13 protein-coding genes and 1 pseudogene are annotated in these 13,925 nt (G+C 63.7%); 12 read left to right on the top strand and 2 right to left on the bottom strand.

Features of this window, described 5'->3' with window-relative positions; all coding sequences use genetic code 11:
- Positions 1-203: 203 nt before the first annotated feature.
- The gene (locus tag ON40_RS36900) at positions 204-671 is read left to right on the top strand and encodes a MarR family winged helix-turn-helix transcriptional regulator (protein ID WP_040830024.1); all 468 of its coding nucleotides are present in this window, start codon (positions 204-206) and stop codon (positions 669-671) included.
- On the opposite strand, the pseudogene ON40_RS53530 reads toward ON40_RS36900, so the two are convergent.
- A pseudogene (locus ON40_RS53530) lies at positions 668-838 on the bottom strand (IS481 family transposase); the annotation flags it as partial. The gene ON40_RS36900 and the pseudogene ON40_RS53530 overlap by 4 nt on opposite strands.
- 236 nt (positions 839-1,074) lie before the next feature.
- Here ON40_RS53530 and ON40_RS56335 point away from each other — a divergent pair.
- From ON40_RS56335 to argS, 9 genes are all read left to right on the top strand, one after another.
- Positions 1,075-1,233: a hypothetical protein gene (locus ON40_RS56335; RefSeq protein WP_157186666.1), complete on the top strand. Its 159-nt coding sequence runs from the start codon at positions 1,075-1,077 to the stop codon at positions 1,231-1,233.
- A gap of 161 nt (positions 1,234-1,394) precedes the next feature.
- A complete protein-coding gene (locus ON40_RS36890) occupies positions 1,395-2,024 on the top strand; it encodes a hypothetical protein (RefSeq protein ID WP_040829997.1) in 630 nt (209 codons plus the stop codon).
- Positions 1,940-3,349 (top strand): MFS transporter, encoded by a 1,410-nt coding sequence (locus ON40_RS36885; RefSeq protein WP_281033097.1) that lies wholly within the window; start codon positions 1,940-1,942, stop codon positions 3,347-3,349. The genes ON40_RS36890 and ON40_RS36885 overlap by 85 nt, the downstream gene beginning before the upstream one ends.
- A 494-nt stretch (positions 3,350-3,843) precedes the next feature.
- On the top strand, positions 3,844-4,632 hold the full coding sequence (locus tag ON40_RS36875) for a hypothetical protein (protein WP_040829994.1): 789 nt from the start codon (positions 3,844-3,846) through the stop codon (positions 4,630-4,632).
- Positions 4,633-4,829: 197 nt separating this feature from the next.
- Positions 4,830-4,979 (top strand): hypothetical protein, encoded by a 150-nt coding sequence (locus ON40_RS52675; protein ID WP_157186665.1) that lies wholly within the window; start codon positions 4,830-4,832, stop codon positions 4,977-4,979.
- 68 nt (positions 4,980-5,047) lie between these two features.
- Complete coding sequence (locus ON40_RS48750; protein WP_051194146.1) at positions 5,048-5,518, top strand: glycine-rich domain-containing protein; 471 nt, start codon at positions 5,048-5,050, stop codon at positions 5,516-5,518.
- Positions 5,519-6,934, top strand: coding sequence for a hypothetical protein (locus ON40_RS36865; protein WP_040829993.1), 1,416 nt, complete (start codon positions 5,519-5,521; stop codon positions 6,932-6,934).
- 5 nt (positions 6,935-6,939) lie between these two features.
- Positions 6,940-8,328 carry a Gfo/Idh/MocA family oxidoreductase gene (locus ON40_RS36860; RefSeq protein ID WP_157186664.1) on the top strand — a complete coding sequence of 463 codons (1,389 nt, stop codon included), beginning with the start codon at positions 6,940-6,942 and terminating at the stop codon, positions 8,326-8,328.
- Positions 8,329-8,479: 151 nt separating this feature from the next.
- Positions 8,480-10,255 (top strand): arginine--tRNA ligase, encoded by a 1,776-nt coding sequence (gene argS, locus ON40_RS36855; protein ID WP_051194144.1) that lies wholly within the window; start codon positions 8,480-8,482, stop codon positions 10,253-10,255.
- A 1,123-nt stretch (positions 10,256-11,378) separates the two neighbouring features.
- On the opposite strand, the gene ON40_RS36845 is transcribed toward argS, so the two are convergent.
- The gene (locus ON40_RS36845; RefSeq protein WP_157186663.1) at positions 11,379-12,215 is read right to left on the bottom strand and encodes a hypothetical protein; all 837 of its coding nucleotides are present in this window, start codon (positions 12,213-12,215) and stop codon (positions 11,379-11,381) included.
- Positions 12,216-13,050: 835 nt separating this feature from the next.
- On the opposite strand from ON40_RS36845, the gene ON40_RS52670 reads away from it, so the two are divergent.
- Together ON40_RS52670 and ON40_RS36840 are read left to right on the top strand one after the other, a co-directional pair.
- Positions 13,051-13,209 (top strand): hypothetical protein, encoded by a 159-nt coding sequence (locus tag ON40_RS52670; protein ID WP_157186662.1) that lies wholly within the window; start codon positions 13,051-13,053, stop codon positions 13,207-13,209.
- Positions 13,206-13,736: a DUF5994 family protein gene (locus ON40_RS36840; protein WP_063713163.1), complete on the top strand. Its 531-nt coding sequence runs from the start codon at positions 13,206-13,208 to the stop codon at positions 13,734-13,736. Before ON40_RS52670 ends, ON40_RS36840 begins: the two co-directional genes overlap by 4 nt.
- Positions 13,737-13,925 lie beyond the last annotated feature (189 nt).

The raw sequence follows: 13,925 nt of genomic DNA, 5'->3' as shown, positions 1-13,925 counted from the left end.
ACAGCGCTTTCCGGGCGCGATCAACTACTTCGCGAGGTGTCTGGACCAGCCGGGACGGTACATCGTGAGCGGTTTGCGAGGCGGTGCGCCTGACACCCGGGCACAAGGCCGGGACATGCACCCCGCGCGGTTTCCGTTCGTGCCACAACGTCTCGGAGCTCGCTCGGGCGCTCGCCGTCGTACCGGTCGCCCCGGTGTGCACCGTGTCAACAGAAGGTCGAGAAGACAACGAAGGCCAGGTCTTTCGGCGGTATCTGAGTTCCGTTGTGCTGCATGCTCAAGCGGGCGCCAAGGCTGTCGGACTGGGCGCCACCGACCTGTACGCCCTCAACATCCTGGAACTGAGCGGAGCTATGACACCCGGCGAACTCGGCACCCGCACGGGCCTCACCACCGGACCCACCACCAGACTCATCGACCGCCTCGAACAGGCCGGTTATGTGCGCCGCGCCACCGATCCCGGCGACCGCCGCAAGGTCATCGTCGAACCGATCGCCCAGCCCGCGGACCTCGACACAGTGCTCGCGCCGGCCCGTCGGAAGATCGGCGAGATCATCGGCGGGTATTCACCCGAACAGCGCGAGTTCCTGTTCGACTACTTCGCCCGCGCGGCCGACGCCCTCCAACAGGCGGCAGGGGAAATCAGCTCCGCGGGTACGTCCCACGGCTAAGGGCACTGACCTGAGAGGTTGGGGGCGCGGCTGGCTGGTGGGTGTCCGCCGAGGGCAGTGTGGCCGCGGTGGTGATTGTAGGTGTGGAGCCGGTCGGTGCAGGCGGCGCGGCGTTCGGTTTCGGATCGGTAGGGGCGGGTTCGTTCGTGGATGATCCCGCCTGTGGCCAGTTCCGATCGCCAGAGCCTGGAGATAAGGATGGGCAGTTGTGGGTCGTGCTGCGATTCCCCCGCCTGTGTCACCTCATACCCCATCTCATATTTCAGATGTCGTGAACTTAGCACGTCGCTGTAGAGATGGGTGAAGCCCCCAGTGGTACAGCTGTCGACCGAAACCGCTGTAACGCAAGGGCTTCGAATGCTTTTCTACCGTGCCGCGCTGCCGTTGCCGCGCCGGATTCGCGGTGTCGGCGACCACTGCCTGGCGGTATGTGGAGGAGGTTGCCGAGTTGCGGGCCGCGCGTGCGCCCGCGTTGAAATCTGCGCTGCGGCGGGCGGAAGCTGCCGGCCGCGGTGAACGGACCGACGCCCTCGCGGCAGTCGAGCCGGCGATGGCCGAGTGACCCCCATGTTCGGACCGGACACTCCGCCAGTTGGGCTGATCTCGGCAAACACCATCGATGTCGCACTGTCAGTTGCCGTGAATCGACCGTCTACCTACTGTTCGGGGCATGGATTCGATCGGTTCCGGAATGGGCCGATTCGGTAGGCGGGGAGTGCTCTGATGCAAGGTGTTTTGCCGTCCGGTGTTGCACTGAACGAGTTCGGCCTCCGTCGCGACGGCATGCGCGTGGACCGGGAGGCCGGTGAGCCGGTTGCCCGATCCGGTTGCCGCCTCGTTGTTCTCGGCGATCAGCTGGTGAACGGCAGGAGGGTCACGTCCACCAGAACGTTGGAGTTCGTGCTGGCACTCGTATTCAACGGAGGGGAATGCCGGGCCTCGTCGCTGGTCGGAAATCTCTGTTCCGGCCAGGCGTCCAAATCCGCGATCCCGACTCTCGCGTATCGCGCCAGGCAGCTGGGCATCGATACCGAGTTCATTTCGTTCCGAACGAGCTACCACCTCGTCACGGAGGTGACCGTCGACGCCGTCGAACTTCTCGAAGCACTACATATCGGTGATGTGCACACAGCGCTGCGGTTGTACGGCGGACCACTGCTCGTGAACAGCCACACCCGGGCGATTATCGAAACCCGTGCCAGAATCGATCGGGAACTCACCGAAGCGGCGATTGCGTCGGGAGACGATGCGCTCGCTCGGCAGGTTGCGTGGAAGGCGGGCAACTCCGAGCGGGGGCTGGTGCACGGCCTCTCCGAACGCGTGCCGGCGAGAACGAGGAGTTGGTCTTCCTGAGTTCGCCATCTGCCGGTCTGTCCGAGTTGGGAACGGCATCCAAACAATCGCTTGTACCGGCTTCCGGCCTGATTGTATTCAGTTACGCAACGGGCGGAATGTCGGCCGATATATTTCAGCTGTACGTCACACAGACGCTCGGGTACAGCTCCGGCCTGATAACCGTCGTCGCGCTGGCGATGATCGCCAGTATTCCGCTGCAGTTCCTCGCCCCGCGGATCATCGACAGGATCGGGCATCGGTGGATGATGATCGTCGGCGCCGCGCTGTTCCTGCCCGCATTGCTGCTGATGTTCGTCGCCGGTCAGGTGGTATCTATATCCCGGACCGGCGGCGCGGTCTGTGTGGTTACCGGTGCGACGCTGGCCGAGATTGCGATATCGATTTCCTTCGGGGCGGCGTGGGGCGCCTGGGCCGCGGAGTTCACCGAGACCAGGACTCGACCTTTGTACATTTCGATATCCGGGTTCGCCTCACAGGGCACCGCGATGATTGCGTTCATTGTGCAGACCACCATGTTCGGCGGCAAGGTCACCGAGACCTTCTATCGAATTGTCCTCATCTACTGTGTGCTGTACGCCATCGCGTCGATACTGGTTTTTCGCCGACTGCCCGATCCCCGCGTCGGGCCGCGGACCAGGGAATCCGGTCCCCGAGTCGGCTGGCGCGACATCGCGGCCGAACGTGACTATCGGGTCATCCTGCTGGCTCAGGCTGTGCAGTTCCAGATCGGTGTACCGCTGTTGGCGATATACGCGACGACCGTCCTGCGGGTGCCCAGCACCGTGGTCGGCGCGGTGCTGACCTTGCGTGTCGGCGCTTCGCTGTTGTGCCTGCCGATAGCAGGTCGGCTCATCTCGACTGTCGGGGCGAACCGTGCTCTGGTCGCAGTCGGCGGTGGACTGTGTGCCGAAATGATCCTCTGGACATTTCTCCCGAGGATCGGTACCACAATTCCGGCAATAGTGCTGTTCTCGTTGCTCGTCGTCGTCTTCCAGATATCCAAATCTGCATTCGCCATAGCAACGAAGACCATCGAGTTGGATACCGTGCTCCCGGAGCATCGGGTCAGGACTTTCACATTGGTCGACATCGTCTCGTCGAGCGCAATGCAGATCAATATCGCACTCGGCGGGTTACTCGTGGCGGCCGCGAACTCCTTTGTCTGGGTGGACAGCTCGTTCATTCGACTCGATGCGGTGAAGATCACGACTGCCATCGGTGCCGGGGTCGTGATCTATATAGTTGTCGAATACCGCCGGATGGCACGAGCGGACCGTACCGGTGTCGAGCGTGGGCTGGAGAGCGTCGAGACCAATGGTTGAAACCGGATCAGGGAGGGGTGAAGAGTGCGGCGTTTTCGTTACGGATTTCCTGGCCCCCGCACGTCTCGTAGCGAGTGGGTGGAGTTCGGAACCGGATTATTTCTGCTGCTGACGGTTGCGAAGGCGATATACCCACAGTCCAGAATCCCGGCACGGCACTACGACATGTTCGCATACGAGGTCGGCAGGTCTCGGCCGCGAACCGTGATGGTGTTCCACGGAATCGGTGACGCGCCGGTCGCCGTTTCTCCCGCCAATCTGTTGCCTTTCGAAGCTGCCCGTTCGACATCCATCGTCCGGACAGCCGCGGCCATGGGAGAGGTCGCCGTGCGGGAGCTCGCGCTGGCCGCGATACGGGCGCAGCAACGGGGATGGCGAGGGTTCGACCAGGTCTGGGGTCCGACGGACATCCCATTGCGGACGGCGAACGAAGTATGTGTTCACATTCTCGACCAGGCCGACTTCGATACGGTGGCGGCAATCCGGCACGAGCGGTGCACAGTGACTCTGGCGCGGAGGCGCTGATGCGGGTCGGGCCGAGCTTCGATCGCGAACGCTACGAGAAGGCGGCGAATCTAGCGGCCGCAGCAGCCTTGTTCACGCGCGCGTCGAGCCTGCCAGCGCCCTGGGTATTCGACGAACCCGCCCTGTGTCGCCCGATGGCCGGCACCCGCGATGCGACCGCCTATCGGCTGTTCAAGAGGTTGGGTGTGGCCTCGGCGGCGTGGGATTGCGTGCGCACTCGCCGCGTCAGCGCACGGTCGATCGCGCTGACTCTCGTCGCGGAGTGGCTCACCGCGAGCCGTCTCGAGGGCTTTGCCCCCTACACCGAGCACTTGTATCTGTTCGCACTCTGCCTGCGTGCCTCGAAAACCGCCGGGCCCGGTGAGCGCGCCGATGGTGTGGGTCGGGTCCCCGTACTCGCGTATCTGGCGTCGACGATCTATCTCGCATCCGCGATAGCGAAACTGCGACACGGCAGGCAATCCTGGCTCCGGACCGGCGACGTGATCGACAACGCGCTGTCGCTGTATCGGTGGAATCGCGTATCGGAGTGGGCAGCACTGGCCGATCCGGTGGTGCTCGCACGGCTGGTTCTGGCCTTCGAACTGGTGGCGTTACCGATCAGCGTGTCGGGGCCGACCGGGCTCCGAGTGGTGTCCGTCTCGGGACTGCTCCTTCATGTCGCGAATTATGCGACGTTGCGAGTCTCCTTCTGGCACTTGGCCTTCACGCACCTACCCACACTGTATGCGATACGTCGCACAGTCAGGGGGAAGTAGTGCGCGAGTGCACGGCCGAGCCTTGCCGAACGCCGCTGTGGTCGAAGGTTCGAGTGCGGTTCGAAATGAGCGATCACACGCCGATCGCACGGCGATCACAGCTGCCGGATCGGGTCTAATTATGTTGTGGGACAACGTAATTCGGTGCTACGTTTGATTCGTAGGCAAGTTCATCGAATTACGAAGGGAGGGAAATCATGAAGCTTTCCAAGTCCGACGTCGCCAGTGAGGATGCGGCCGTCGTCCAGATCGTGGAAGTCGCGAACACGAAGACGGCCGAGGCCGTCACCCGTCGCCCGTCGACGCGTGTCATGCGCTGTGACTGCGTCGGAACCACTCCGGTGTAGTCGATCAATGCCGGAGGCGCCGTCTCGGCGCCTCCGGCATTCGCATGCGAATCAGATGAGGAATATCGATGATCAACTCGGCGGTTCCCCGGCGTCTGGCGCCGAAGCACGAACTACACGAAGCGCGAATCGAGGGGCTCCGCGAGGTCAGAGCTTACATCGACGCAATCGATCTGTCCGGCATCAAAGCAGGTCTGACCCAGCCGTCGCACGAGGGAGGGCGTGGCTGGTCGCATGGGATGGCGGATTATTTCGAGCCCATGTATCGGACGTGGCTGTTTCTCCGCCGCAAGTACGAAGACGAGCTCATGCCACCCCATATGGATATGGACGAGTTCTGGCACGGTCATATTCTCGATACTCAGCGATACATCGAGGACTGTAATCACATATTCGGTTACTATTTCCATCACTTCCCGTACTTCGGTATCAGGGGCGAGGGAGATCGGCAGAATCTGCTGGATGCCTGGGAAAATACGCAGCGCCGCTTCTACAAGGAAACGGGCGACTATATATACGATTACGATGGTGACGTATAAATGGCCGACATTCCGTACGGAATATCCGGCGGTGCGATCGGCGCACGGCTGAAGAGGCACCGCGACTTCCTGGCCTGGAATGATGCGGTGGCAGCAGGAGTGCCGGCACGACTGAAGCCCGATGGAATCGGTGTGACCGAACCCGAATTCGATCCGCACGAGATAATCCGGAACTATTCCGGATTCGGAAGCGAGCGGGTGCACAGATACGCCCGCGAAGTCGCTGTGTCGAGGGCACTCACCCAGCGCGCGGCGACCGCGGATGCCTGGATGCAGACGAAGGACGAAGTTCTCGGTATCTCACCCGGCGAGGCTCGTACCTCGGCGATCAAGGCCAGGGACTGTGTGCGCGGAACCGAATACGACGACTGCCTGTTCGATTGCTTCTCGAACCGCGGTGGCGAAGCTGGCCTGCTCGGTTACACGCGAGAATGGGTTCGGCTCATGGATGCCGGACGAGCACGGTGGTCTGGGCAATCCCGCGATCGGGCCGCCGCCCGCCGCTTCCTCGGCGCCTACCTGGAGCAGACGCGAACGAAGTACCTCGCGGCACTGGCTGCATGGCGGGGCGAGCGACGCGTCGAAAGGCTCGGTGATCTGCTCGACTGTGTGCGTTTCGGCGGGGCCGGACGAATCGATGCCGGGGACGTCGCGCGAGCGACCGATCTGCCGATCTGTGGCGTGCCGGTCGGCCGAGTACTGTCCGCGATCGGAGCGGTCATCGTCTTCCGGCCGGGATTCGGATCCAGTTCCATTGTGCTCGATCTGCCCGGACCGGTAATCATCCTGCTGGGCTCACAATCCCGGTCGACCCTTTGCCGAGACCTTTTTCACGAGACCGGGCACGCGCTTCAAACCTTCGTCCTCGGTGAACGGAAAAACCCGTCCGTGGCCGACTATTTTCCCGACTCGGTCATCGCGGAGTCCTGGTCGCATCTGCTGGAAGTGATTCCGGACCGGGCAGCGGCCTGCGGGGACGCAGGTTTCGATATCGATGGCGGCCGGGATCTGCGTTCACTCGTCGAGACCAGGACCTACGCGACTCGCGCGCTCTACGCATTGAGCGTCGACGCGGCAAACGATTCGGCGACGGTACTGAGTGACAGCTGTGCGGCGGTATTCCGAGAACACCTCGATGTGCGGCCGCCACCGATCGATTTCGCTCTCGACATACAGCACGGCGAACGGAACTACGAGCGGGTCCGCGCCCTCCTGGATGCTGTCGAGCTCGAGGCGCGATGTGAACGTGCGCTCGGAGCGGATTGGTGGCGTGTGGAGGGCGCACTGTCGTGGATTCGGGCGGCGATGCTCGCGGACCTGACGGCGGGCCCGCGGCCCGAGGTCAGCGATATCGACGCCGCCGCCACCTCGATCGAGGCTTTCGCTGGGAAAGGATGTCACGCGCGGTGTCGGTAAGGATCATGCTCATCGGCGCCGGTGAGCATTCGGAGAGATTTTATCTACCAGCGCTACGCAGGATGGCGGACGAGGGAAAGGCCGACCTGATCGCCGTTGTGGACCTGGAGACTGCGGTGGAAGCCGTTAGCAAGCGCACGGCACGCCATGGGTGGAGCGGCGACCTGCGCCACTTCTTCCTTCGTGGTCGCGGACCGTTCCCCGGTGACGAAGGCACACGGCTACTGAGTTCACTCGCCCGTGAACTCGCCATCGATGCGGTGATCATCTCCACCGAACCCGAGGCGCACGCCGAATATCTGATGTGGGCTCTCGCCGAGGGATTGTCGGTCCTGGTGGACAAGCCGGTCATGGTCAGGCCGGGGGTCTCGACCTCGATTCCGGCGGTCGACGCGCTGGCGCGAGACGTTCGGCGGCTCGACACGGCACTGACCGAGTACCAGCGGGACCACCCGCATGCGGTAGCCGCCGTGATGGCGCACCGGCGGGCCAATGCCCTCTTCTCGAAGGTTCGTTCCCTGGTCAGGGATGCGTTCCTCGCAACCGGTTGCGATATTACGTCGATCGTGGCCGAGCACTCGGATGGGGAATGGCGGTTGCCGGACGAGATGGCAAGCCAGACATACCATCCGATGTTTCGCGGCTACGGCGTTCTCGCTCAATCCGGGTACCACGTCCTCGATGTCATCTGCTGGTGGCTGTCCGTCAACGGCTGGGATCCGGAGTTCCGGTCGGAGGCGACCGCGATCCGGCCACCGGACTTCGCCGCCCAAGTGCCCCCGGATGTTCTGGTACGGCTGTTCGGCCCCGATATCGAAGAACGGCTGGTTGCGGTTCCGACCATCCCCACCGAAGCCTGGGGGGAATACGACCTGCATGCCTTTCTTCGGCGCGAAGAGGCAGGTTCGATCAAGGCAACCATCGGGCTGCACTTGTTGCACTCCAGCTTTTCGAGTCGTGGTTGGCCGGATACCGCGGGTCGCAACCTGTACTGGGGAAACGGGCGCAACGGCCAGGAGACCTTTCTTCTGCAGCAGGGGCCGTTCCAAGCATTGAAGGTGCTGTCATGGCAGGGCGGCAGTCTCTTCGATGATGTGGACGCGTACGAGCCGGGCGGACCACGTCATTGCGAATTGCACATCTTTCGCAACACCCACTTCCTCCCGGGAGAACCCTACGAGAAGCTGACTCTCCAGGAACTGGAGAGCTGCAGTGGCTCCGAGGGCTCCTTGGGGCCGGGAAAGACGCGGGTATTCGAGGAATTCATCGATGCGGTATCCGGTCGCGGCGGCGCCGCAACGTGCTCGAATTTGCGTGAGCATATCCCGACCATGGAAGCCTTCGTGGCGATCTACCGAAGCCTGGCCGAGCGGGTGGTGCGGGAAACCGCATGAATCTCTGCCGAATGCGAACGCGCCGTGTGTAATACGTCGTGTAGGTCGATGCGGGATGTCCGGGGCGTGCGCCAGGGGCATCGACTCTCGGTCCGGGGGGTTGCGTAGGCTTGCGAATGGTCGTGTGCCTTGGGTGGGTTCGCAGGAGAGGATGAGGCGAGTGCGGGATTCGGTGCGCCCCTTGATGGTTGCGGTTGCCGGTGCGGTATCGCGGGCGATGGCCGCTGCGCTGCCGGCCGAGGTGGCGGACGCCGACCCGCTGGTGCGTCGCTCTGATCATGCCGATTTCCAGTCCAATGTGGCGTTGTCGTCGGCCAAGAAGGTCGGGCGTGCCCCCCGCGAGGTCGGCGCCGCGATCGATGCGCGGTTGGGGGATGAGCTGATCGCGGACACGGCGTTGTCGGGGCCGGGGTTCATCAATATTTCGGTCACCGGATCGTCTGTGTGGTCGCAGCTGGCCGCGCGCCGTGCGGCGGACCGGCTGGGGGTGGATACGCCGCTCGCCGGGGAGCGGGTGGTGATCGACTATTCCTCGCCGAATATCGCCAAGCAGATGCATGTCGGGCATCTGCGGACCACGATCATCGGTGACGCGCTCGCCCGCTTGCTGGGGTTCCTCGGCGCCGAGGTCATCCGGCAGATCCATTACGGCGACTGGGGTACCCAGTTCGGGATGCTGATCCAGTACCTCGATGAACATCCCGAAGCGAAATGGCACCGCGACGATCTGACCGGAAACGCCGACGCGCCGATCGAGGCATTGGACCGGCTCTATCGGGCCGCGCGGGAGAAGTTCGACGCCGATCCCGGCTTCGCGAACCGGGCGCGGGCGCGGGTGGTGGCACTGCAGGGCGGCGACGAGGCCACGTTGCGGGTATGGACCGATCTGGTCACCGAATCCCAGCACTCGTTCCAGGCCCTCTACGACCGGCTCGGGGTGTTGCTGACCCCGCAGGACGCGGCCGGTGAGTCCACTTACAACGCATATCTGGACGAGGTGACCGCGGAACTGGCCGACGCCGGGATCGCGGTGGAGAGCGACGGCGCGCTGTGCGTGTTCTTCGACGAGTTCACCGGCCCGGACGGCACCCCGACACCGTTGATCGTGCGCAAGAGCGACGGCGGGTACGGTTATGCCGCAACCGATCTGGCGACGATCCGGTACCGGATCCGCAAGCTGGCAGCGACCAGGCTGCTGTACGTGACCGATGCGCGGCAAGCCCAGCACTTCCAGATGGTGTTCGCCACCGCCCGTCGCGCGGGCTGGCTCACCGCGGACGTGCAGGCGATCCACGTACCGTACGGGACGGTCCAGGGCGCGGACGGCAAACCGTTCAAGACCCGCTCCGGCTCCACCATTCCGCTGACCGAACTGCTGGACTCGGCCGTGACACGGGCACGGGAGATCCTCGCCGAGAAGGCGCCCGATCTGGACGCGCAGACCTTCGACCGGGTCGCCGAAGCGGCCGGTATCGGTTCGGTGAAATACGCGGACCTGTCCGGATCGCGGATCAAGGACTACGTCTTCGATGTCGACCGCATGGTCAACTTCACCGGCAACACCGGCGTCTACCTGCAATACGCGCACGCACGCATCCGGTCGATCCTGCGTAACGTCCCGCCCGGCACCGACCCGGTCGTGGATACCGAACTGACGCTCGAATCCGCCGAACGGGCGCTGGGCCTGCTGCTGGACGAGTTCGGCAAGGCGATCACCGACGCGGCCGACTCCCTCGAACCGCACCGCCTGGCCGGCTACCTGTTCGCCCTCGCCCAAACCTTCACCGCGTTCTACGAGGCATGCCCGGTACTGAAAGCCGACGATCCCCGCGTGCGCGGCAACCGGATCGCGCTGTGCCAACTGACCGGAGATACCCTCGCCGCAGGGCTCGAGTTGCTGGGAATCGTTGCGCCGGAACGTATTTGACAGTCGCCTCGCGCGATTTTCCGACATTCATGCCACGTTTCCGGGACGACTCGGATTGCTCGAGCACGGATTCTCTCCTGGAATCCGCGGTCCAACCGCTAACTCTCGATTGCCGGACGGTTACTTCTTTTTTCGTCGCCATACGACAACCGATGGAATGATCAGGATTGAGACTGCGGCTGTTGTTCAGGCATGCGGTAACGCCAGCGCTATTCCGGACAGTCCGTTGCTCGGGATGTAGCAGCCTGGTCTTCGGCCGGTGATTGATTACCGCGCGAACGTTCGGTGCGACGGTCGGCGCAATTGATTCGAGTGTGGATGGATGGTATTCGAAACTCTCTGGATTTCGAGAAGTCTGCCCGTCCGTGTGTGGCATTTCCGGTCCGGACATCGAATCGACCTGCCGGACCTGCGAATTGAACAAAGCGGTCTTGACCGGTCGGTGAGTGGGCTCGGAATATCATGTCGTGAATAATTTCAAAAGTTCCCGGCGGGCCACCGTGGTACTCGGGGCTCTGGCCGTATCCTTCGTCGCACTGCTCGGCGCCCCTGCCGAGGGGCATACCATTTCCGTGCGGCCGGTGGACGGCATATGCAACCTGACCCCCCCACCCATCTTCACCCCGCCCGAATGCCGCTGACTGCCCGTATGAGCGTTGTGCAGTCAGGTGTCAGTGGAGCCCCGGGAGGGCACGAACCTGCGACATGTGACCTGGGGAAACGCCGAAGCTGTTTTGGGCCTGCGACGTGGCCAATCGCGTTGACCTGCGCAAAGCCTGTCGCAGGTCGGTGCCCCCGGCGGGGCACAATAAGGATGGGACCGGCGACGACCAGCGGTTTTTGTGGGGAACGCTGACGATCGAAGCAGGATTCGGCCATCCGAAGTCGGATTGATCTCGTTCGAAGGCTGAGTCGGTTGGGTGCCACAGTGTCCCAATCCGGTCGATGCGCACACGGCGGGCAACCGCTGTTGAGCGCTCTCCGAGCCCACCATCCTTTCCGACGCTCGGGCCGATAGCGGCGAACGTCCGAACCTCCACACAACCGCACACCAAAGCCTGCGCATCGTTCTGTGGAGGAACACGAACAGAGGTCAATGGGGGACTGTCCGATTGCCCTCTGTTTATGAGGACAGCAGGTCCGCCGAGAATCCGACGGCGAACAGAACCAGACCGATCCATTTCAACCGCGACTCCAGCCCCTCGCGGGTTTTCAACTGCCCAAGCGTGGTCACCACCAGCCCTTCGAGCAACAGCACGCCCGCCAGATATCCGCCGAAACCCAAGAACAGTCCGCCGAGGACAGCGCCGACGGCGCAGGTGATCAGGACAACGAACAATGGTGTCGTGCCTTCGCCGGGCTTGGCGTCCTGGTAGTGGCTGGCGGCGAACAGGGCCAGGGCCGACACGCTGGCACCAATTATGAAAAACACTCGTAGACCTGGCGGATCCGGCGCTGGGGGCGGCGGGGGACGTTGCGGCCCGGGAGTCTGTTCGCCTCGCCATCGCGCGCGTAACTGGCTGCGGCAATCTCTCAGCGCCATAACCAGTGCCGCCAGTTTCGTGGTCGCCGGATGTCTGCCGGATCCGAGCAGGCGGATCGCGGCCCTCACCAGTCCCGTCAGCAGCTGCAAAGAAGTGAAATACAGGCCCTCACCCAGAGGAATTCCGAAAACGGGGGCGCACACGGCGAACGACAGGATCAGCACCAGCGTTTTCGCGATCGAACCGTCAACTGTGTGCCATCCCATTCGCGCCAGGAAACCCGCAAATACGCCGAGGCCACCTGCGTAGTGGAAAACGCGGAGGCCGGGTGGGCGGATGAGACTCGAGTACGACGGCCGGCCTGAGCGGCGGCGTGAGGTCCGCGGACGCCGCAGGACTGCGACGAGGCGGATGCGCCTGGTGCGCAGATGAGCGTGGAAGACTTCCATCCTCGCATGTCCCAGCAGGTCGATCACGACGGTGAGCCCACCCAGGAACTCGAGTGTCTTGCCCGCCCGTCCCCACCACAGCACCGTGATTCCGAAAATTCGCAGTTGGCTGGCGTCACGGCCCGCGAGCCATTCACGCCATGCGTGTAATAGATCCCACATGATTTCCCGTCAGGATTCTATCGGGCGGATGCATGAAGTCCAGCTCCGAATTCGAAGCGGTTCGCCAACAGCCTCGACCGGTATCACGGCTGCCGCAGGGCCGCGGCGGCGATGCCGGCCTGGGGCCACAGCGCGATTGCTCGCAGCGGCCGGGCCGATGCGTCCGGCCGCGTCTCCGGCGCTCGTCGGGTCTAGTGTGGCGTTTCCGTTCCCACGAACATCGAGCGCGGACGTTCCGGTGTGGGAAACTCGTTCCCGATGCGCTTTACAGCCGTTGGAGTTCAGCGGTCAGTTCCTGACCGGCCGCCGATGTACGCGGGTCTGCCGCAGGCGTCGGCTCCGCCTCGCCGGCCGATTTCGACACGCCCATGCCACGTCCCCGTGAATGTCATTGCTGTTGCGGCACAACGCAAGTGCCGTCCGGCCAGCACGGAGAATTGCCGGTCGCAAGGCGGACCGCCGCCGGTCGGGGATCGTCTTCGATCAGCGCACGATGGCTGTCGGTTATCGAAGTCGCCTGCAGAGTTGACACGCGGCTTCCGGGCGCGAGTGAAGGGGACTTCGAACATCGGCGTGCCCGAACTGGCTTGCACCACGGTGCATTTGGCACAAAATCGCCTGTACCGAGGAATCTCCGTGACGGCGGATCAGCCTGTGGCGGTCTGCTCGGCACCTCCAGCTCGGCAGTCATCGAATCCGCTTGGACCCCTATCGTTTCGAGCTGTTCAACACGATGTACGTCTGCGGTGTGCACGGCATCGTCGTCGTGCTGCAGGTCATCCCCTCCACCACCGGCGGCAGCGTGGCGAACGCGGCGCCGGCAGCGGCGTCGGGTGCACGGGAAGCGGGTCGATCATGATCGACGACAGCGCGACACTTCCGATCACCAACCACATCGCCATGGGCGAAACAGCGTCGACTCGCTGTAATCGGCAGCCGTTCCCGTCCCCGACGTGCACACCACGTGTCCTGTTACGCCGTCCCGATGCCGGATCCGGACTGGTCGATGGAGCCTGGTGGCCCCGAACCGCTAATCTCACCAGCGAGTTGCATGACCTGATCAACGTTCTCACCCCTCGGCTCGGCCGCTTGGCTCGGGTGGGATTCGCTTGGAACGCAAGAAGTCTCATGCAACGCCGGATCGATGAGGACGACGGAGTGGCCGTGCACGGCCCGGCACTGGACCAGCCGCTCGACACCATGCCACCGTTCGGAACCGAGGGCGCCAGCTTGGCCCTGCTGATCATCCCCGCCGACACCGAACCGCTCGTCGCCGCTCAGCGCATGCGGCACGCGGCGGGCCGCTGGTCGACGATGGACTCCGGTGAGCAGACAGACCGTGCCGTACCACCCCAGCACGCGGCGGGCCGCGTGCGTCATGGCTGAGAGGTGACGGTGTCGCCGTTCATTGATCGCAAGGACGCGGGTCGGCAGCTGGCCAGACTGCTGCCGCGAGGCCTGTCGAATAACCCGCCTGCTCGGGGCGATCCGCACCGTCGTCGCCGTTCCCGTCGGCAGCCGTCGGTCTCTGACCGCCCTCACCCCCTCCTCGGACAAGATTGTCTGTCCTAACCG

Source organism: Nocardia jiangxiensis NBRC 101359, from assembly GCF_000308615.1.
GTDB lineage: Bacteria > Actinomycetota > Actinomycetes > Mycobacteriales > Mycobacteriaceae > Nocardia > Nocardia jiangxiensis.
This window is presented reverse-complemented; position numbering and strand designations above follow the sequence as displayed.

What these genes read in the sequence shown, in the direction of transcription:
- ON40_RS36865 (WP_040829993.1), top strand. Translation starts at nt 5,519, where the DNA reads ATGGCCGACATTCCGTACGGAATATCCGGCGGTGCGATCGGCGCACGG.
- argS (WP_051194144.1), top strand. Translation starts at nt 8,480, where the DNA reads ATGAGGCGAGTGCGGGATTCGGTGCGCCCCTTGATGGTTGCGGTTGCC.
- ON40_RS48750 (WP_051194146.1), top strand. Translation starts at nt 5,048, where the DNA reads ATGATCAACTCGGCGGTTCCCCGGCGTCTGGCGCCGAAGCACGAACTA.
- ON40_RS36840 (WP_063713163.1), top strand. Translation starts at nt 13,206, where the DNA reads ATGATCGACGACAGCGCGACACTTCCGATCACCAACCACATCGCCATG.
- ON40_RS36890 (WP_040829997.1), top strand. Translation starts at nt 1,395, where the DNA reads ATGCAAGGTGTTTTGCCGTCCGGTGTTGCACTGAACGAGTTCGGCCTC.
- ON40_RS52675 (WP_157186665.1), top strand. Translation starts at nt 4,830, where the DNA reads ATGAAGCTTTCCAAGTCCGACGTCGCCAGTGAGGATGCGGCCGTCGTC.
- ON40_RS36860 (WP_157186664.1), top strand. Translation starts at nt 6,940, where the DNA reads ATGCTCATCGGCGCCGGTGAGCATTCGGAGAGATTTTATCTACCAGCG.